15 protein-coding genes are annotated in these 17,127 nt (G+C 69.8%); 9 read left to right on the top strand and 6 right to left on the bottom strand.

The window, feature by feature from the left end; all coding sequences use genetic code 11:
* The 3 genes from AC07OZ_RS04345 to AC07OZ_RS04335 are packed head-to-tail and all read right to left on the bottom strand — an operon-like array spanning position 1 to position 1,723.
* Positions 1-411 (bottom strand): anti-sigma regulatory factor, encoded by a 411-nt coding sequence (locus AC07OZ_RS04345; protein ID WP_495465924.1) that lies wholly within the window; start codon positions 409-411, stop codon positions 1-3.
* Positions 408-842 (bottom strand): STAS domain-containing protein, encoded by a 435-nt coding sequence (locus tag AC07OZ_RS04340; protein WP_495465923.1) that lies wholly within the window; start codon positions 840-842, stop codon positions 408-410. The genes AC07OZ_RS04345 and AC07OZ_RS04340 overlap by 4 nt, the downstream gene beginning before the upstream one ends.
* The gene (locus tag AC07OZ_RS04335) at positions 839-1,723 is read right to left on the bottom strand and encodes an STAS domain-containing protein (protein WP_495465922.1); all 885 of its coding nucleotides are present in this window, start codon (positions 1,721-1,723) and stop codon (positions 839-841) included. Before AC07OZ_RS04335 ends, AC07OZ_RS04340 begins: the two co-directional genes overlap by 4 nt.
* A gap of 185 nt (positions 1,724-1,908) precedes the next feature.
* Here AC07OZ_RS04335 and AC07OZ_RS04330 point away from each other — a divergent pair, with 185 nt between their 5' ends.
* From AC07OZ_RS04330 to AC07OZ_RS04310, 5 genes are all read left to right on the top strand, one after another.
* Positions 1,909-3,006 (top strand): ATP-binding response regulator, encoded by a 1,098-nt coding sequence (locus AC07OZ_RS04330; protein WP_495465921.1) that lies wholly within the window; start codon positions 1,909-1,911, stop codon positions 3,004-3,006.
* A gap of 183 nt (positions 3,007-3,189) precedes the next feature.
* Positions 3,190-4,002 carry a beta/gamma crystallin-related protein gene (locus tag AC07OZ_RS04325; RefSeq protein ID WP_495465920.1) on the top strand — a complete coding sequence of 271 codons (813 nt, stop codon included), beginning with the start codon at positions 3,190-3,192 and terminating at the stop codon, positions 4,000-4,002.
* A 106-nt stretch (positions 4,003-4,108) separates the two neighbouring features.
* On the top strand, positions 4,109-7,696 hold the full coding sequence (locus AC07OZ_RS04320) for a response regulator (protein ID WP_495465919.1): 3,588 nt from the start codon (positions 4,109-4,111) through the stop codon (positions 7,694-7,696).
* A gap of 12 nt (positions 7,697-7,708) precedes the next feature.
* Positions 7,709-8,593 carry a CheR family methyltransferase gene (locus AC07OZ_RS04315; RefSeq protein ID WP_495465918.1) on the top strand — a complete coding sequence of 295 codons (885 nt, stop codon included), beginning with the start codon at positions 7,709-7,711 and terminating at the stop codon, positions 8,591-8,593.
* Positions 8,594-8,665: 72 nt separating this feature from the next.
* The gene (locus AC07OZ_RS04310) at positions 8,666-9,061 is read left to right on the top strand and encodes a hypothetical protein (protein ID WP_495465917.1); all 396 of its coding nucleotides are present in this window, start codon (positions 8,666-8,668) and stop codon (positions 9,059-9,061) included.
* An 88-nt stretch (positions 9,062-9,149) separates the two neighbouring features.
* Here AC07OZ_RS04310 and AC07OZ_RS04305 read toward each other — a convergent pair whose 3' ends face one another.
* Complete coding sequence (locus AC07OZ_RS04305; RefSeq protein ID WP_495465916.1) at positions 9,150-9,449, bottom strand: hypothetical protein; 300 nt, start codon at positions 9,447-9,449, stop codon at positions 9,150-9,152.
* Positions 9,450-9,824: 375 nt separating this feature from the next.
* On the opposite strand from AC07OZ_RS04305, the gene pepA reads away from it, so the two are divergent.
* Positions 9,825-10,616, top strand: coding sequence for a flocculation-associated PEP-CTERM protein PepA (pepA, locus tag AC07OZ_RS04300; protein WP_495465915.1), 792 nt, complete (start codon positions 9,825-9,827; stop codon positions 10,614-10,616).
* Positions 10,617-10,835: 219 nt separating this feature from the next.
* Here the strand turns inward: pepA and AC07OZ_RS04295 are convergent, their stop codons facing one another.
* Entirely contained in the window at positions 10,836-11,627 is a 792-nt protein-coding gene (locus AC07OZ_RS04295) for a Crp/Fnr family transcriptional regulator (protein WP_495465914.1), read from the bottom strand.
* Between the two features lie 365 nt (positions 11,628-11,992).
* On the opposite strand from AC07OZ_RS04295, the gene AC07OZ_RS04290 reads away from it, so the two are divergent.
* Positions 11,993-12,991: a PEP-CTERM sorting domain-containing protein gene (locus AC07OZ_RS04290; protein ID WP_495465913.1), complete on the top strand. Its 999-nt coding sequence runs from the start codon at positions 11,993-11,995 to the stop codon at positions 12,989-12,991.
* Here the strand turns inward: AC07OZ_RS04290 and AC07OZ_RS04285 are convergent.
* Positions 12,964-13,656: a heavy metal response regulator transcription factor gene (locus AC07OZ_RS04285; protein ID WP_495465912.1), complete on the bottom strand. Its 693-nt coding sequence runs from the start codon at positions 13,654-13,656 to the stop codon at positions 12,964-12,966. The two genes, AC07OZ_RS04290 and AC07OZ_RS04285, sit on opposite strands and share 28 nt — an antisense overlap.
* Before the next feature lie 204 nt (positions 13,657-13,860).
* Between AC07OZ_RS04285 and AC07OZ_RS04280 the strand changes: the two genes are divergently transcribed.
* Positions 13,861-16,068 (top strand): ATP-binding protein, encoded by a 2,208-nt coding sequence (locus AC07OZ_RS04280; protein WP_495465911.1) that lies wholly within the window; start codon positions 13,861-13,863, stop codon positions 16,066-16,068.
* A 105-nt stretch (positions 16,069-16,173) separates the two neighbouring features.
* A complete protein-coding gene (locus AC07OZ_RS04275) occupies positions 16,174-17,037 on the top strand; it encodes a hypothetical protein (protein WP_495465910.1) in 864 nt (287 codons plus the stop codon).
* Positions 17,038-17,127 lie beyond the last annotated feature (90 nt).

Genomic DNA, 17,127 nt, shown 5'->3' with positions numbered 1-17,127 from the left:
CTACTTCCAGCGCGTGATGGTCACGCGCGTCCCGCGTCCGGGCGCGGACTCGAGTTCGAAATCGTTCACCAGCCGCTTGCTGCCGGACAGGCCCATGCCCATGCCGTTGCCCGAGGTCCATCCATCCTTCATCGCCAGCTCCAGATCCGGAATGCCGGGTCCCTGGTCGACGAAGGCAAGGCGCAATCCCGTGCGCACGCCCGACTGGACGATGGTCCATTCCATGTCGCCGCCGCCGCCGTAGACCAGCGTGTTGCGGGACAGCTCGCTGGCGGCCGTGATCATCTTGGTCTGGTCGACCAGCGAGAACTTCAGCTCCTGCGTGAGCTTGCGCACCAACTGGCGCGAGAGCACGATGTCCGGCTCGCCGCGGATCGGCAACGAGCCCGACGTGGTGTCGGGCGCCGTCACCGGCCCAGCCCTGGTTCGAGGGCGTCACCGTCGCCCATGCCGGGATCCAGGTTGGTCTCGAGGGCGGCGTCGGTCTCGTCCGCATGACGCAGCAGTTCCATGCCGCGCTCGACGTTCAATGCCGTGCGCACGCCGTGCAGCGACAGCCCCAGTTCCACCAGCGTGATCGCCACGGCCGGCTGCATGCCGACGACGACCGAGTTCGCGCCCAGCACCTTGGCGATGCTGGAGATGCCGGCCAGCATGCGGCCGATGAAGGAGTCGACGATCTCCAGCGCGGAGATGTCGATGAGCACACCGGTCGCGCCGGTGTCCTGGATCCTGTTGGCGAGGTCGTCCTGCAGCGCGAGCGCGGTCTGGTCCTGCAGGTCGACCTGGATGGTGACCAGCAGCGTCCTGCCCATGCGCAGGATGGGGATGCGCGTCGTCATGCCGCGCCCAGGCCGCCCGCCGCGCCGGCGGCGGGCCGGCCCTTGGTGACGATGAAGCCGGTGCGCTTCAGGGCCACCGACAGGGCGTCGGCCAGCGTCGCCTTGGTCGTGATGCCTTCCAGGTCGATGCCCAGGTGCACGATGGTCTGGGCGATCTGCGGCCGGATGCCGCTGATGATCGCGTCGGCGCCCATCAGGCGGATGGCGGTGACGGTCTTGAGCAGATGCTGCGCGACCAGCGTGTCGACGGTGGGCACACCGGTGATGTCGATGATGGCCAGGGCGGAGCCGGTCTCGACGATGCGCTGCAGCAGCGCCTCCATCACCAGCTGCGTGCGGCCGCTGTCCAGCGTGCCGATCATGGGCACGGCCAGGACGCCCTCCCACAGCTTCACGACCGGGGTCGACAGTTCCAGCAGTTCCTGCTGCTGGCGGCCGATGATCTCCTCGCGGCTGCGCTGGTAGGTCGTGACGGTGAACTGGGCCATGTTGTCCAGCAGCGTCGAGATCGCCCAGGTCGCGTCGCCCAGGGCCGCCGCGTCGCCGGCGAACTTGCGCTGCACGCCGGCGAAGAGCGGCTTCTTCAGCGCCAGCACGAAGCGGCTGGTGTCGGCGGCGGTGGAGCCTTGCGCGGCCCGGGACGCCGACAGCTGGGCGAGCGCCGAGCGCACGTTCGACCAGGCCGCGTCGTCGAAGTCCTCCGTGCTGCCATTGGCGCGCACGCCGCCCAGGATGGCGTTCAGCAGGTCGCCGGTCTCGCGGCCTTCGGTGGACAGGGCCCGGCCGCCGCCGCCGGCGGTCAACTCGGCCTGCCATTCGGCCAGGACCTGGTCGCGGTGGACGGACAGGAGTTCTTCGACGGCGGCGCTGTTCTGTTTCATCGTGTCCTCTCGGGGAATGGGGTCCTGCGGACGGACCGCACGGCGGCGCGATCCTACTCTCGGCGAAGTTCGCCCAAGACCATCCCGGGGCGAGGATTGGGGGAGGGTATCTCCCAGGGCGCGGTGGGCACGCGGGTTGCCCAATGCCGCTGTCAGACATTCAAGACCAAGATTGGGAGAACGACGTGGCGGATCAGATGAGCGTGCTGGTGGTGGACGACAAGCCTCAGAACCTGCTCGCGATGAAAGCCCTGCTGGCCGATTCCGGCCTGGCGGTGTTGACGGCGGATTCCGGTCCCGCCGCGCTGGAACTGCTGCTCACCCACGACGTGATGCTGGCCCTGCTGGACATCCAGATGCCGGGCATGGACGGCATCACGCTCGCCGAACTGATGCGGGGCACGGAGCGTACCCGACATGTCCCGATCATCTTCCTGACCGCCGGCTCGCAGGAGGCGCAGCGCAGCTTCAAGGGCTACGAGGCCGGGGCAGTGGACTTCATCTACAAGCCGGTCGACGCCCACGTGCTGCGCAGCAAGGTGGCCGTCTTCGCCGACCTGCACCGCCAGCGCCAGCTGCTGGCCGAGCGCATCGTCGAGCAGGAGCGTCTGGCGCGCGTCAACGCGTTGATGCTGAGCGCGCTGAGCCACGACATCCGCAGTCCGCTGTCGGTCATGATGCTCAACGCCGAGCTGCTCATCCGCCAGACCGAATCGCCGTCGCTGCAGAAGGCCGGCCAGCGGGTCAAGGCCGCCGCGACGCTGCTGGGCCGCCAGGTGGACCACCTGGGCAGCCTGGCGCGCCGGCCGTGCGAGCTGCTGCAGGTCCAGCCGGTGCGCGGCGACCTGGGGACGCTGGCCGCGCAGCGGCTGGACGTCGAGAGCAACCAGGCCGTGATGTGGGCGCCGCCGGCTTTCGACCGTATCGGCGACACGAGCGGCGACTTCGACGTCGAGCTGATGGCGCAGGCCCTCGACCAGTTGCTGATGCAGGCCGCGACCCATGCCGGCGACAGCGCGATCCGCATCCAGGTCGACGGGAGCGCGCAGCGCTCGCTGATGCTGCGCATCAGCTTCGACACGGTGCTGGATCCGGAGGCCTCCATCCATCTGTTCGGCGGCAACGAGCCGGTGTCGGGCATGTCCTCGGCCCAGGTCGGGCCGGGCCTGCAGGAACCCGAGCGCGTCGCGCGGGCGCACGGCGGCTCGCTGATCGGCCTGTCGCGGGCGCGGCAGGGGACGATGTTCGAACTGCTGCTCCCGCGTCTGCAGGCGGAACGCTGAACGCATGGCCGTCGGTCTCCGGTCTCCGGTTTTCAGTCATTGCCGATGCGGCGGTGCAGCAGTCACGCTGTCCGGACCGCGCGTGGCGCGGCGTCCTACACGCAGCCCCAGCGCGGCCCGACAGACCGGGTGCGCGCGCCGGCCCACAGTGGTGGCATCACAGCAACCACGATGGGGACTGCCATGAACCGATCCTCCGCACCGACCACCGCAACCGGGCTGAAGCTCGCGCTCAAGGTCGCCGTCGCGGCGAGCGCCTGCGCGCTCGCCGGCCACGCGATGGCCGACATCACCTTCTATGAGAACGAGAACTTCCGGGGCCGCAACGCGGGCGCGGAGTCGCAGATCAACTTCCTCAAGGAGATCGGCTTCGACGACCGCGCGTCCTCGATCGAGGTCCGTGGCGAGCGCTGGGAGGTCTGCGAGGACCCGGGCTACAGCGGCCGCTGCCGCGTGCTGCAGCCGGGCAGCTACCCGTCGCTGCGCTCGATGGGACTGGACAACCGCATCAGCTCCGCGCGCCGCGTCGGCGAGGACGTGAGCCGGGACCGCTACGGCCCCGATCCGCAACCGACCTACCTCCGCCGCGGCGACGAAGGGCTGTACCAGGCGCAGGTCGTCTCGGTGCGTGCCGTGATGGGCGACGAGCAGCAGCGCTGCTGGATCGAACAGAAGGAAGTGCGCGATCGGCCCAACGTCGGCGGCGCGGTGATCGGCGGCGTGCTGGGCGGCATCCTGGGCCACCAGTTCGGCGGCGGTTCGGGACAGGCCGTGACGACCGCGGCCGGCGCCGTCGGCGGCGCGGTGGTCGGCAGCAACGTCAACCGCGACAAGGAAGTGCGCAACGTGCAGCGCTGCGGCGCGGCGCCCAACAACGGCAACCCCCAGTACTGGGACGTGACCTATCGCTTCAAGGGACAGGACCATTACATGCAGACCCGGCGGCCGCCGGGAGCGACCGTGACCGTCAACGCGCGCGGCGAGCCGCGCGAATGACGGGCACGGTCATCGATCGATAGCCCCTAGTGAGGACTGCTGGGGCCGGCCGGGGAGGGGACGCGATAGCATGCGCCCCCGCCCCGGCCGCCCCGTTTTCGTTTCCATGAACACCACGACGTCCACCGCCGCTTCCAGAGCCTATTCGGGCAACGACCTCCACCTCGCGCATGGCGTGCGCCGCCACGACTGGTTGCCGCTGCCGACGCTGCTCGGCTTCGCGCTGGCGGTGGTCACGATCCTGATCACGGCGGGGTTCTCGTACCGCTCGCAGCAGGCGCAGTCCGATTCCGCCGACGCGATGGCCCGCACGCTGGTCGTGCAGGAGCAGATCCAGGCGCTGGGCTCGGCGATGAAGGATGCGGAGACCGGCCAGCGCGGCTACCTGATCACCGGCATCGACACCTACCTGGTGCCGTTCAACACGGCGCAGGTGACCATCCCCGCCGCGGCCGAGCGGCTGCGCGCGAGCTTCCAGAACTACCGGCCCCAGCTGGCGCGTCTGGAGACGGCGGAGCAGCTCTTCAAGGCCAAGCTCGCGGAGATGGAGGAGTCCATCGCCCTGCGCCGCAAGGGCGACGCCGATGCCGCCGTGAAGACCGTGCAGGGCGACCGGGGCCGCATCCTGATGGAGCGCATCCGCACGATGCTCGGCGAGATGGAACGCGAGGAGCGCGACCGTGCCGCCGAACGCCGCGCGCTGTGGGACGGCGCGGTGCAGCAGACGGTCGGCGTGATGTGGGGCGGCTCGGCCCTGCTGCTGCTGTTGACGGCCGTCGCGGCCGTGCTGAGCTCGCGCGCCTACCGGGCCGCCAAGACCGAGGAATGGCTGAAGGCCGGCATGGCCGGGCTGGGCGTGGAACTGCAGGGCGATCCGCATGTCGAGCGTCTGGCCGACATCGCCACCGGCTTCCTGGCGCGCTGGACCGATGCGCGCGTCGGCGCCTTCTACGTCGCGCACGAGGACGGCACCTTCCTGCGGGTGGGTGGCTACGCGCTGCCGGTAGCGACCGGCACGGAGGCGGCACCGCCGGTCGTGCGCGGCGGCGACACGCTGCTGGGGCAGGCCGCGCGCGACCGCCGGCCGGTGCATGTGACGCAGCTGCCGGCGGACTATCTGCCGATCACCTCGTCGCTGGGCAAGGCGGAGTCGGCCGAGCTGCTGATCGCGCCGGCCGGGCTGGATAAGCGCGTGCAGTGCGTGATCGAGCTGGGCTTCCTGCATCACGTCGGCGAGGCCGAACGCGAGCTGCTGGCGCGCGTCGCCGAGCCCATCGCGATGGCGTTGCGCGCCGCCAAGGATCGCAGCCGGCTGGAGGCCCTGCTCGAGGAGAGCCGCCGCCAGGCCGAGGAACTGCAGATGCAGCAGGAGGAACTGCGGGCCAGCAACGAGGAACTCGAGGAGCAGGGCAATGCGCTGCGCGACTCGCAGCTGCGGTTGGAGAAGCAGCAGACCGACCTCGAGGAAAGCAACACGCAGCTCGAGGAGCAGGCACGGCAGCTCGAGCTGCAGCGTTCGGAGCTGACCAGCGCGCAGGGCCTGCTGACCGAGCGCGCCGAGGCGCTGGAACGTTCCAACCAGTACAAGAGCGAGTTCCTGGCCAACATGAGCCACGAGCTGCGCACGCCGCTGAACTCGACGCTGATCCTGGCCAAGCTGCTGTCGGACAACAAGGACGGCAACCTGAGCGAGGAGCAGGTCCGCTTCGCGCAGACCATCAGCTCGGCCGGCAACGACCTGCTGATGCTGATCAACGACATCCTGGACCTGTCCAAGATCGAGGCCGGCAAGGTCGACATGGCGATCGAGCGCGTCTCGGTGCCGCGTCTGCTGCAGCAGCTGACGCAGGTCTTCGCGCCGGTGGCGGCGCAGCGCAACCTCGCGTTCGGCCTGCAGCTCGCGCCGGGCGCGCCGGAATGGATCGAGACCGACGAGGCGCGCCTCGGCCAGGTGCTCAAGAACCTGCTGTCCAACGCGCTGAAGTTCACCGAGCGCGGCTCGGTGCGCATGGAGGTCGGCGCCACCACCGACGGCCGCCTGGCCTTCACGGTCAAGGACACCGGCATCGGCATCCCGCAGCACCAGCAGGCGCTGATCTTCGACGCCTTCCGCCAGGCCGACGGCAGCACCCACCGCAAGTACGGCGGCACGGGGCTGGGCCTGTCGATCTCGCGCGACCTGGCGCGGCTGCTGGGCGGCGACATCCATCTGCAGAGCACGCCGGGGCAGGGCTCGGTCTTCAGCCTGGTGCTGCCGCTGGCGCACGAGGCGCCCGTCGGCGACGAGCGGCCGCGGCCGCTGTCCCCCGCGCAGGCGCCGCTGCACGGCGCGGTCAAGCCGCCGCCGGCGGTGCCCGCCTTCGACGCGGTGCTGCCGGCGCTGGGCGCCGAAGAGGAGGACACGGCCACGACCGAAGCCCTGCTGCGCGAGCCCGCGCCGGCCGCGCCCGAGCCGCGCCTGCCGCAGCTCGACGACGACCGCCTGTCCTGGGTCCCGGGCGATCGCGCGATCCTGATCATCGAGGACGACCCGCGCTTCGCGCTGATCCTGCGCGACCTGATCCGCGAGATGGGCTTCGTCTGCCTGATGGCGCACACGGCGGAGAACGGCCTGTCCATCGCGCAGCGCTACGCGCCCAGCGCGATCCTGCTCGACATGAACCTGCCCGACCACTCCGGCCTGGGCGTGCTGGACCAGCTCAAGCGCGAGCCGCTGACACGCCACATCCCCGTGCACGTGATCTCGGTGGCCGACTACACGCACGAGGCGATGGAGCGCGGCGCGATCGGCTACGCCTTCAAGCCGGTCAAGCGCGAGGAGCTCGAGATCGCGTTGAACAAGCTCGAGGCCAAGTTCTCGCAGCGCCTGCGCACGGTACTGGTGGTCGAGGACGACGCGCGCCAGCTCGACAGCATCCGCCATCTGCTGGCCGCGGACGAGGTCCGCATCGAGGGCGTCGCGACCGCGGCCGAGGCGCTGGAGGCGCTGCGCCGCTCGACCTTCGACTGCATGGTGATGGACCTGAACCTGCCCGACATGAGCGGCTACGACCTGCTCGACCAGATGGCGGCGCAGGACGACGTCGCCTTCCCGCCGGTGATCGTCTACACCGGCCACTCGCTGACCGCGCAGCAGGAGCAGCAGCTGCGGCGCTACTCGCGCTCGATCATCATCAAGGGCGCGCGCTCGCCGGAGCGGCTGCTCGACGAGGTCACGCTGTTCCTGCACCAGGTCGAGTCGCAACTGCCGCCGGAGCGGCAGAAGATGCTCAAGGAGGTCCGCGCGCGGGACAACATGCTGGAGGGGCGGCGCGTGCTGGTCGTCGAGGACGACGTGCGCAACATCTTCGCGCTGTCGGCGGTGCTGGAGCCCAAGGGCGTGAAGGTGGACATCGCGCGCAACGGGCGCGAGGCGCTGGAACGGCTCTCCGCGCCGCTGCAGGGCCCCGGCGCGATGCCGCCGGTGGACCTGGTGCTGATGGACATCATGATGCCGGAGATGGACGGCTACACCGCGATGCGCGAGATCCGCGCGCGCGCCGACCTGCGCCGGCTGCCGATCATCGCGCTCACCGCCAAGGCGATGAAGGACGACCAGGAGAAGTGCATGGCCGCCGGCGCCAACGACTACATCGCCAAGCCGCTGGACATCGAGAAGCTGCTCTCGCTGGTGCGGGTGTGGATGCCGCGCTGAGGGCACGCGGCGATGACGACCGGCCGGCACGAGGCCCCGCACGGGCCTCCGGATCCCGATGAGCCCGACAGGCATGGCAGGCATGCGGACGATCTCGAGGTCCGGCTCATCCTGGAGGCGATCTACGCGCGCTACCACTACGACTTCCGCGACTATGCGGGCAGCTCGCTGCGGCGCCGGCTGAAGGCCGGGCAGCAGCGCTTCGGCTGCGCGAACCTGTCGCAGCTGCAGGGGCGCATCCTGCACGAGCCGGAGGTCTTCCGCTCGGTGCTGGGCGACCTGACCGTGCAGGTCAGCGAAATGTTCCGCGACCCCGAGTACTTCCGCGCGCTGCGCGAGCAGGTCGTGCCGGTGCTGCGGACCTTCCCGTCGCTGCGCATCTGGGTGGCGGGCTGCAGCGGCGGCGAGGAGGCGTACTCGATGGCCATCCTCATGAAGGAAGAAGGCCTGCTGGACCGCACGCTGATCTACGCGACCGACATCAGCCAGGAGGCGCTCGCGCAGGCGCAGGCGGGCGTGTACCGGGTGGACCAGGTGCCCTTGTATTCGGAGAACCACCGCGCATCGGGCGGCGTGGGATCGCTGTCGGAGTACTACACCGCCGCCTACGACCACGTGCTGATGGACAAGTCCCTGAAGGAACGCATCGTCTTCAGCGACCACAGCCTGTCCACGGACAGCGTCTTCGCCGAGGTGCAGCTGGTGTCCTGCCGCAACGTGCTGATCTACTTCAACCGCACGCTGCAGGACCGCGCGCTGGGGCTGTTCACCGAGGCGCTGTGCCGCAACGGCTTCCTCGGCCTGGGCGCGCGCGAGACGCTGCGTTTCTCCGCGCACGCCGGCGAATTCGTCGAGATCGCGGCGAAGGAACGCGTCTACCAGAAGCGATCGGCCTGAACGTCACGCGACGTCGGGCTCGGGGCTTGCCGAACTCCTGCATCGACCCTCGGGTCTCACAGGAGAATCATCATGGCGACCAGCAGCATCCTCGGCGGCACGCAGGCACCCGCGCAGGTGAAGGGACGGGGCACGGATTCGCTCGGCCCGAGCGACAGCTCCGACAGCGGCAGCGATGTGTCGGGCGAGCGCCAGATGAGCACGGGCCCGGACGATCCGGACGAACTCGGCGCGACGCCGTCGAACCCCGGCAGCGACACCGATCGCTTCGGTACCGGAGAGCGCGGCTCGGCGACGCCAGGCAGGGATCATGAAGCCGCCGACATCCTGCCCGATCGCGTCAGCCGCTCGCCGACGCCGGACGACATCGACGCGAGCATCGACGTGGAAGACCTGGCCAGCGGGGACGATCCTTCGGCCGGGCCCGATCCCGAGCACGCCGATGACGACGAGGATCTGGAGGAATGAGGTCGACGGAGGACGTCCGGAGGACGTCGACAGGAAGCGCTGGCGGACAGCGCTTGTGAACGGCGCCTCCCGGCGCCGTTTTCACTGTTCAGAACGAGCCGGCAGCCACCATCGACGCGAACACGCCCAGCGCGAGCGCGCCGATCCACAGGCGCAGCGGCGCCGGTTCGTTGCGCGGACGACGTTGCTGATGCCGATGTGCCAGGAAGCAGGCGACCGACGCGCCGCCGGCCAGCAGGAACACGAGCGCGTAGCCCAGCCCCTCGACGGAGCGGCCATGGTGCAGCGCCAGCGCCAGGACGATCTGCCCGAGCATCAGTCCCGCCACGCCGGAAACGGCGGTGGAGGACAGGGCAGCGGAGGTGGCGGTGCGGGTGGGCTGGGACATGGTGTTCGGAGCTCGTGGAAGGCGGGGAAGCGATGCCGGATTGTCCTGTCGACCCCACCTCGCAAGCCCTTTGAAAAGCGCCCCGCGAGCGCAGTAATTCGCGTCGGGCCGCCGCATGGCGACGATGCGATGCGAATCCACACCTCTCGACACGACTTTCGCCAGGATCCATCGCGTTCTGTCGTGTTTTTGCTGCGGCGCAGCACCCCCTGGATGCGGGGTGTTTTCAGGCACGCCGGGGCCTGTTCGTAGCACCTTCCGGGTACATCCGGAAGAGGGCCAGTTTTTATGTGGGTGGACGAACAGACTCCCTCTGTGGCGGGTGGTGAACTGCGATGTCCGCAATTCGCGGATTTTCCTTTCGGAGCAACCACCATGACCCTGCCTTTGCTCTCCCGGAAGCCCGTGGCGTTCCAGCGTACCCTGCTGGCTCTCGCCCTGGCGGCCGTCAGTGCCAGCGCTTCCGCGCTACCGCAATTCACCTGGGACCCGGGTACCGCCGGCCTGAACGGTTCGGCCTTCACGGCTGACAACCTGCTGGTGTCGAATTATTCGACCATCACCTTCGGTGCCGGCAACTCGTTCACCGAAGCGGGCTACCTGTCGATCAGCGCGGCCCAGCTGGGCGGCCTGACGCTGCCCTCCAACGGCCTGAACTCGGACTACGGGTTCTACATCCAGTTCAGCGGCACCGGCACGCTCACGCAAGGCGGCAACCCCGGCAGCACCGTGACGCTGGGCACGCTGAACACGCTGAACTACACGCTGTACGGCTACAACGGCACCTCGTCGTTCGGCTTCGCCGGCAACACGCCGACCGAAACCGCGACCGGCGAAGTGGCCCTGGCCAGCGGCTCGCTGGTGCTGGGCACCGTGGCGACCACGCCGCTGGGCGACGGCACCTTCAATCCGTCGGCCAACGCCAAGCTGACGATCGACTGGCTGGTGCCGGGCTTCCAGAGCTCGTCGCCGGCCTACACGATCGCGCTGACCTCGTTCTCCAACACGACGTCGCAGGTCGAGCCCTTCGCGGGCGGCTTCCGCATCCGTCAGGGCGGCGGATCGATCAACTTCGCGGCGGTGCCGGAACCGTCGACGTACGCGATGTTGCTGGCCGGTCTCGGCGCGGTCGGCTTCGTGGCGCGTCGTCGTCGTCAGGAGAAGTGATGACACGACCGGTCCTTCGGGGCCGGTCACGGTGTCGGAACACGAGGGCATGCGGGTGCCCGGAGGTTCCGGCGCTGCACTGACCACGTGAGAGGGCGCCGGCGCGAGCCGGTTCCTTTGAGCGTCGACTGGCGTGCCGGGTTCGTCCACGGCGCGCTCGACGAGTTCCCGTCATCGACGGGCAACTCGCCGCGGTGCTTCAACAGCGATGCAGCGCCCTCAGGCCTGCACGGCGACGGATGCGAAGGTGGCAGAGGTGGCCGCGTTCTCGTCGTCCAGGTCCTGAGGCAGCAGACGCTGGAAGTCCTGCTTGAGCAGGGCGTAGCACTCGCAAGCCCGGGCCTCCAGCCCCGGCCGGTCCAGCACCGCGATATGTCCGCGGGAGTAACGGATCAGGCCGGCGGCCTGGAGGCGCTGGGCGCTTTCCGTGACGCCTTCCCGGCGCACGCCCAGCAGGCTGGAGATCGCCTCCTGCGTCACCGACAGCTCGCAATGCCCATGCTGGCGGTCCAGGCTCAGCAGCAGCCAGCGGCACAGCTGCCGCTCCAGGGAGTGGTGACGGTTGCAGACCGCCGTGTGCGCGATCTGAGCGATCAACGACTGGAGATAGCGCAGCACCATCGGCAGGGCCGCGGCGCCGCGCGTCAATTCCTCGCGGACCAGGCTCACGCGCATGCGGTAGGCCAGGCCGGCCCGCTGCACCACGGCGCGGCAGGCGGGAGACTCCCCGCCCATCGCGGCCGCCAGGCCCGCGGCGCCTTCGGAACCGATCATCGCGACCTGCGTCGAATCGCCGGAGTGCGTCGTGTGGATCAGCGAGACGATCGCGGTGATCGGGAAGTACACATGGGTGGCGGGGGCGCCGGCCTCGAAGAGCACGCGGCCCTTCAGCAGCTCGACGGTCTCGAGCTGCGCGGACCAACGCGCCTGATCCTCGACGGGCAGCTGCAGCAGCAGCAGGTTCGCGCGAGGGATCATGGCGGAAGGGTTTGCGGCAAGGGACAGGGACATCGATAGGCTCCAGGAACTGCACATCCGTTCCAGCGGACCACTATGGCAATCACCGTGCCCGTCGGGGTATCGGAGCGTGTCTTCGGTGCCATTGCGTATGCGTCCTGCAGCCGGTCCGGCGGGACATTTCCCGGCGTGTCTCCCTCGTGTCGTGGCCGTGTTTCCGCGCGAATGCCCCGATGCCGGGCGACTGTCCCCGTCTGCGTGTGCCAGCGCACCGGATTGTCGATGCTGTCCGCACAGCGATCTAGGGGGGAGCCCGGCCGGGCCCTGCCGGACGGCGTCCCGCTCCCTATAACGGAGAAGCGCACGGGCCGATGGACATTGGCATCGCGCGCATCCACCACGACAACCGAGGAAGACAAATGATTCGATCCACCACCCGGTTCCCAGGGACCCTTCGCACGGCCCGCCCGCTGGCGGGCCTCGTGCTCGCGCTGTCCTTCGGCGCGGCGCAGGCCGAGAGCATCCTGTTCGTCGGCAACAGCTTCACCTACGCGCAGGGCTCGTCGGTGATGCAGTTCAATCCCGGCTCCGTGACGGACCTCAACGGCACCGGCATCGGCGGCATCCCGGCGCTGTTCAAGGCCTTCACCGCGCAGGCAGGCCTCAGCTACGACGTCAGCCTGGAGACCGTCGGCGGCAGCGGCCTGGACCTGCACTACAACACCAAGATGGGCCTGATCAACAAGCCGTGGGACCGCGTCGTGCTGCAGAGCTACAGCACGCTGGACGCGTCCCAGCCCGGCAATCCGGCCAAGCTGATCCAGTACTCGGGCCTGCTGGCCGACGCGCTGCACGCGCAGAACGCCAACGTGAAGATCAACCTCATGGCGACCTGGTCGCGCGCGGACCAGACCTATCCGCCCAGCGGCGCCTGGTACGGCCAGTCGATCTACAAGATGGCGGAGGACGTCTACACCGGCTATCTGCAGGCGGACCAGGCGTCCGACAAGATCGACGGCGTGATCCCCGTCGGACTGGCGTGGAACCGCGCGATGTCCCAGGGCTTCGCGGACACCAACCCTTACGACGGCATCGACGCGGGCAAGGTCAAGCTGTGGGCCAGCGACAACTACCACGCCAGCATGTACGGCAGCTACCTGGAGGCGCTGACCATCTTCGGCAAGATCACCGGCCTCGATCCCCGCAGCCTGGGCACGGGCGAGACCGCGGCGGCGCAGCTGGGCATCTCCGAGGCGCAGGTGCGGGTGATGCAGCAGCTGGCCTTCGAGCAGCTCGCCGCGCCGGTGCCGGAACCCTCGACCTGGGCGATGCTGATGGCGGGCGTGGGTCTGCTGGCGGTCTGGCGCCGCCGCAGCGCTGCCAGTGCCGCTCACGCCCCGCGGCTCTCCAGCACGTAACCCATGCCGCGCACGGTGTGCAGCAGCACGGCGTCGAAAGGCTTGTCGAGCTTGCCGCGCAGCCGCCGCACGGCGACTTCGACGACGTTGGTCTCGCTGTCGAAGTTCATGTCCCAGACCTGCTCGGCGAGCTCGGTCCGGGACATGACCTGACCCTGGCGCCGCAGCAGCAGCGTCAGCAGGCTGAATTCCTTCGGGGTGAGGTCCAGCCGCTGTCCCGCGCGGTGGACCTTGCGCCGCAGCAGGTCGACCTCCAGGTCGGCCAGTTTCAGCACGGTGGCCTCGGCCGGCGGGACGCGGGTCGCGCGACGCAGCAGCGCCTGGATGCGGGCGACGAGCTCAGAGAATGCGAAGGGCTTGCACAGATAGTCGTCGGCCCCGGCCTGCAGGCCGCGCACGCGGTCCTCGACCTCGGCGTGCGCCGTCATCATCAGCACCGGCAACGCGTGCGTGTGGTCCTGCTGGCGCAGCGCCGCCAGCACGGCCAGGCCGTCGATGCCCGGCAGCACGCCGTCCAGCAGCACGAGGTCGTACGCGCCCTCGCTCGCCTGATGCAGGCCGTCGACCCCGTCGCGCACCAGGTCGACGACGAATCCCTCCTGCGTCAGACCGCTGCGCAGGTAGTCGCCGTGCTTGTCCTCGTCCTCGATCACCAGCAGTTTCATCGGATGGGCTCCATGCGGACATCGGGCAAGCGGCGCACCGGGCCGGCGGCGCGCCGGGAACCCCGTCGAGCACCCCCTCGAAGGCAGGGCGGGCGATCGGCGATGCCGAACGGGAGTGCCCTCTAGAATCCGCCCACCATGCCCCTCCGGACCCCTTTCTCTTCCGCGCCGCGCGCCGGGTCCGTCAGCCGCAGGTTGCGCGCCATGGTGTGGCTGATCGTGCTGCCGCCGCTGCTGTTGTCGGTGATCGCCGGCATGGCCGTCTTCCATACCGAACGTCGCGCGGCCGTCTCCGCCGCCACCGAGACCGCCGAGGCGCTGAGCCTGGTCGCCGACCGCGAGATGGCCGTGCGCACGGCGCTGTTGCAGGCGCTCAGCGTCTCGCCCAGCCTGGCCGAGGGACGGCTCGAGCAGTTCCACGGCGAAGCCGCCCGGCTGGTCGCCGGCTCGCCCAACACCATCGTGCTGACGACCACCGGCGGCCGTCAGCTGATCAACACCCGCATCGCCTGGGGTCAGCCCTTGCCCGCGGCCGGCGGGTTCACGGACGGCATCGACGCCTCGCGGCGGCTGCTGGTCTCCAACCTCTATGTCGGGCCGGTGGACCGCAGGCCCAGCTTCGCCGTCCGCGTGCCGGTGACGGTCCTGGGCCAGCCGATGTACCTCGGCTACGGCAGCCCCGTCAGCGAGATGCAGCAGATCTTCCGCCAGCAGCCGCTGCCCGAGGGCTGGCTGGGTGTCGTGCTGGACCGCAACGCCGTCGTCGTCGCGCGCACCCGCGATCCGGAGAAACGCGTCGGCCAGCGGGCCAGCGCGAACATGCTGGCCGCGCTCAGCCGCGGCGACCGGGGTGTCGTCGACGCGCGCACGCTGGACGGCGAGCCGGTCTTCACCGTCTTCAGCCGCGCGCCCGACTCGGGCTGGGTGGTGCTGATCGGGCTGAGCCAGTCGGAGCTCGCCAAGGGCGCCTGGACCGCCTTCGCGATGATGCTGTCGCTGTCGCTGGCCTTCATCGTGCTCGCGCTGGTGCTGGCGCGGCGCATGAGCCGCGCGATCGCCGACCCGCTGCGGCGTCTGCGCAAGGACGCGATCCGCATGGGCGGCGGCGCGACGATCGTCGAGGTCTCCGGCGGCGTCGACGAGATCGACGTCGTCCAGCACGCGCTGGCCACCGCCAGCCGCGAACGCGCGGGCAACGAGCAGCGCCTGCGCGAGGAGATAACCGCAGCGGTCGAGCAGACGCGCCGCGCGCAGCAGGCAGCGCTGCGCAGCCAGAAGCTGGAGGCGCTGGGCCGGCTGACCGGCGGCATCGCGCACGACTTCAACAACCTGCTGCAGACGATGACGACGGGGCTGCAGCTGGCGCGCCGGCTCAGCACCGACCCGCGCGCCGACACGGCGCTGGACGCCTGCCAGCGCGCCACGGGCAAGGCGGCGCAGCTGACGCGGCAGTTGCTGGCCTTCGGACGGCCGCAGGTGGGGCACGAGGCGGTCATCGACCTGCGCCGCCGGCTGCCCGAGTTGCTGGCGCTGGCCGGCGGCGCGGTGGGGAGCGCGGTCGAGGTCGAGCTCCACATCGACGAGGACCTGTGGCCCGTGCGCACGGACCCGATCCAGCTCGAGCTGGCGGTGCTCAACCTCGCGCTGAACGCGCGCGACGCGATGCACGGGCGGGGCCGGCTCACCGTCTCCGCCCGCATGCGCGTGCTCGCGGAGGGCGATCCGGTGGGCCTCGCGCCGGAGCTGCTGCCGGGCGACTACGTCGCGATCGCGGTGCGCGACACCGGCGACGGCATGTCGCAGGAGCAGATGGAACGCGCGTTCGAGCCGTTCTTCACCACCAAGCCGGTGGGGCAGGGCACGGGTCTGGGCCTGGCGCAGGTGTACGCGCTGGCGCGATCGGCGGGCGGCACCGCCGGCATCGTCAGCAAGATCGGCCTGGGCACGGAGGTCACGCTGTGGCTGCCGCGTTCGCACGGCAGGACGGAGGAGGAGGGTCAGGTCTTGCCGCCCAGCTCGGAACTGGCCGGCACGCAGCGGCGCTTCGCCGGCACCGTGCTGCTGGTGGAGGACGAGCCCTCGGTGCGCGAACTGACCGCCCAGGCGCTGGAGGACCGCGGCTTCACCGTGAAGACCGCGCCGACCGCCGATCACGCGCTGGACCAGCTGCGCGGCGGTCTGGCGGCGGACGTGGTGCTGACCGACATCGTGATGCCGGGCGCGCGCAGCGGCGTGGATCTGGTGCGGACCTTGAAGGTCCTCAAGCCGACGCTGCCGGTGGTGCTGGCCAGCGGCCACCCCGTGCGCATCGAAGAGGCGCCGAACGTGCCCCTGGTCCCCAAGCCCTATGACGTGGATGAGCTGGCCGCGGTGCTCGCCGAGGCGATGAATCCGACGCGTGAAGCCGTCTAGGGCTCGGCACCGGACAACTGGTGGGGACCGACGAGCGTGTTCGCATGCATGAACCTGCGGGGCTCCGTGAACGACTGATTCGTCTCCTTCCACGGAGTCAACGGCATGTTCGGATTCACACCAAGCTGCGCGGCACACTGTTTTGCAGACATCGTCTCTCCATCCTCATCGCGCCCGTCGACGCGGCCCGTCGACGTCGATGACACCGGCGCGTCTCCCGAGCGGTCGGGGTGGCAAGCCCATTCGGACGAGTTGAAGGCACTGTTCAACGAGGAAGGGCCGACACCTCAGTCGAAACGGCTGCTGGAATGTTGCGCGCTCGGCGGGCTGTTGAAAGCCGCGCTGATGGACCCGCAGCACGGCGCCAAGGCCGCGGCGGATCTGGCGGCCCTGCGGCCCGACCGCCGGGCGGACTGGATCGCCGCGCTGATCCTGGACGGGTATGCGGTCAATCACGAGGACCGCGAAGACGTGAAGGACCGCCCCACCGTCGCGGCCTGCAAGGCGGCCGCGTCGCTGGCCCCGGAGGTGAAGCAACGCCTGAGCCGGCTGCTCGGCGCTTCGGAGGTCCACCGGATGGAGGCGCAGCCCCACAAGTTGACGCACGGGACGCGGGTCATGTTGGAGGGCCTGGGAATCAGTCCGGAACCGGGCCAGCCGTTGCCGGAATATCGGCCCCGGAAGTCCCCGAGGCAGCAACGCCTGGAGCAGTTGGAGGCGGAGCTGCGCGCCCTGGTACCGAATTACGCCGAGCTGGCGCAGGACTTCATTCAAGGCCGCATGCGGCCACACGCCATGCCGGCACGGCCTCCCGAACGGGCGAGGCCGGCGCGGTTGCAGCAGGCCGCGCTGGGCATCGTCGAGCCACTCGCGTTCGGCATGCCGAGGCGGCTGAAAGACGACCTCTGCCGGAACCTCGGGAATCTGTTCCGTGCAGGATGCGGATTTCCGCGCACGCCCTTCATGTAGGACCCCTGAGCACTTGTCCGCTGGATGGCATCGGCGAACCGCCCTGTGAACTGCGGCACTGAAGCCCCCTTCTACAACGCAAGAAGGATG

The organism is Roseateles sp. GW821-FHT09G03 (assembly GCF_059416045.1).
Note: the sequence above shows the minus strand (reverse complement) of the source record. Positions and strands in the feature narration are given on the sequence as shown.

What these genes read in the sequence shown, in the direction of transcription:
- AC07OZ_RS04340 (WP_495465923.1), bottom strand. Translation starts at nt 842, where the DNA reads ATGACGACGCGCATCCCCATCCTGCGCATGGGCAGGACGCTGCTGGTC.
- AC07OZ_RS04335 (WP_495465922.1), bottom strand. Translation starts at nt 1,723, where the DNA reads ATGAAACAGAACAGCGCCGCCGTCGAAGAACTCCTGTCCGTCCACCGC.
- AC07OZ_RS04325 (WP_495465920.1), top strand. Translation starts at nt 3,190, where the DNA reads ATGAACCGATCCTCCGCACCGACCACCGCAACCGGGCTGAAGCTCGCG.
- AC07OZ_RS04320 (WP_495465919.1), top strand. Translation starts at nt 4,109, where the DNA reads ATGAACACCACGACGTCCACCGCCGCTTCCAGAGCCTATTCGGGCAAC.
- AC07OZ_RS04315 (WP_495465918.1), top strand. Translation starts at nt 7,709, where the DNA reads ATGACGACCGGCCGGCACGAGGCCCCGCACGGGCCTCCGGATCCCGAT.
- AC07OZ_RS04310 (WP_495465917.1), top strand. Translation starts at nt 8,666, where the DNA reads ATGGCGACCAGCAGCATCCTCGGCGGCACGCAGGCACCCGCGCAGGTG.
- AC07OZ_RS04305 (WP_495465916.1), bottom strand. Translation starts at nt 9,449, where the DNA reads ATGTCCCAGCCCACCCGCACCGCCACCTCCGCTGCCCTGTCCTCCACC.
- pepA (WP_495465915.1), top strand. Translation starts at nt 9,825, where the DNA reads ATGACCCTGCCTTTGCTCTCCCGGAAGCCCGTGGCGTTCCAGCGTACC.
- AC07OZ_RS04295 (WP_495465914.1), bottom strand. Translation starts at nt 11,627, where the DNA reads ATGTCCCTGTCCCTTGCCGCAAACCCTTCCGCCATGATCCCTCGCGCG.
- AC07OZ_RS04290 (WP_495465913.1), top strand. Translation starts at nt 11,993, where the DNA reads ATGATTCGATCCACCACCCGGTTCCCAGGGACCCTTCGCACGGCCCGC.
- AC07OZ_RS04285 (WP_495465912.1), bottom strand. Translation starts at nt 13,656, where the DNA reads ATGAAACTGCTGGTGATCGAGGACGAGGACAAGCACGGCGACTACCTG.
- AC07OZ_RS04280 (WP_495465911.1), top strand. Translation starts at nt 13,861, where the DNA reads ATGGTGTGGCTGATCGTGCTGCCGCCGCTGCTGTTGTCGGTGATCGCC.
- AC07OZ_RS04275 (WP_495465910.1), top strand. Translation starts at nt 16,174, where the DNA reads ATGTTCGGATTCACACCAAGCTGCGCGGCACACTGTTTTGCAGACATC.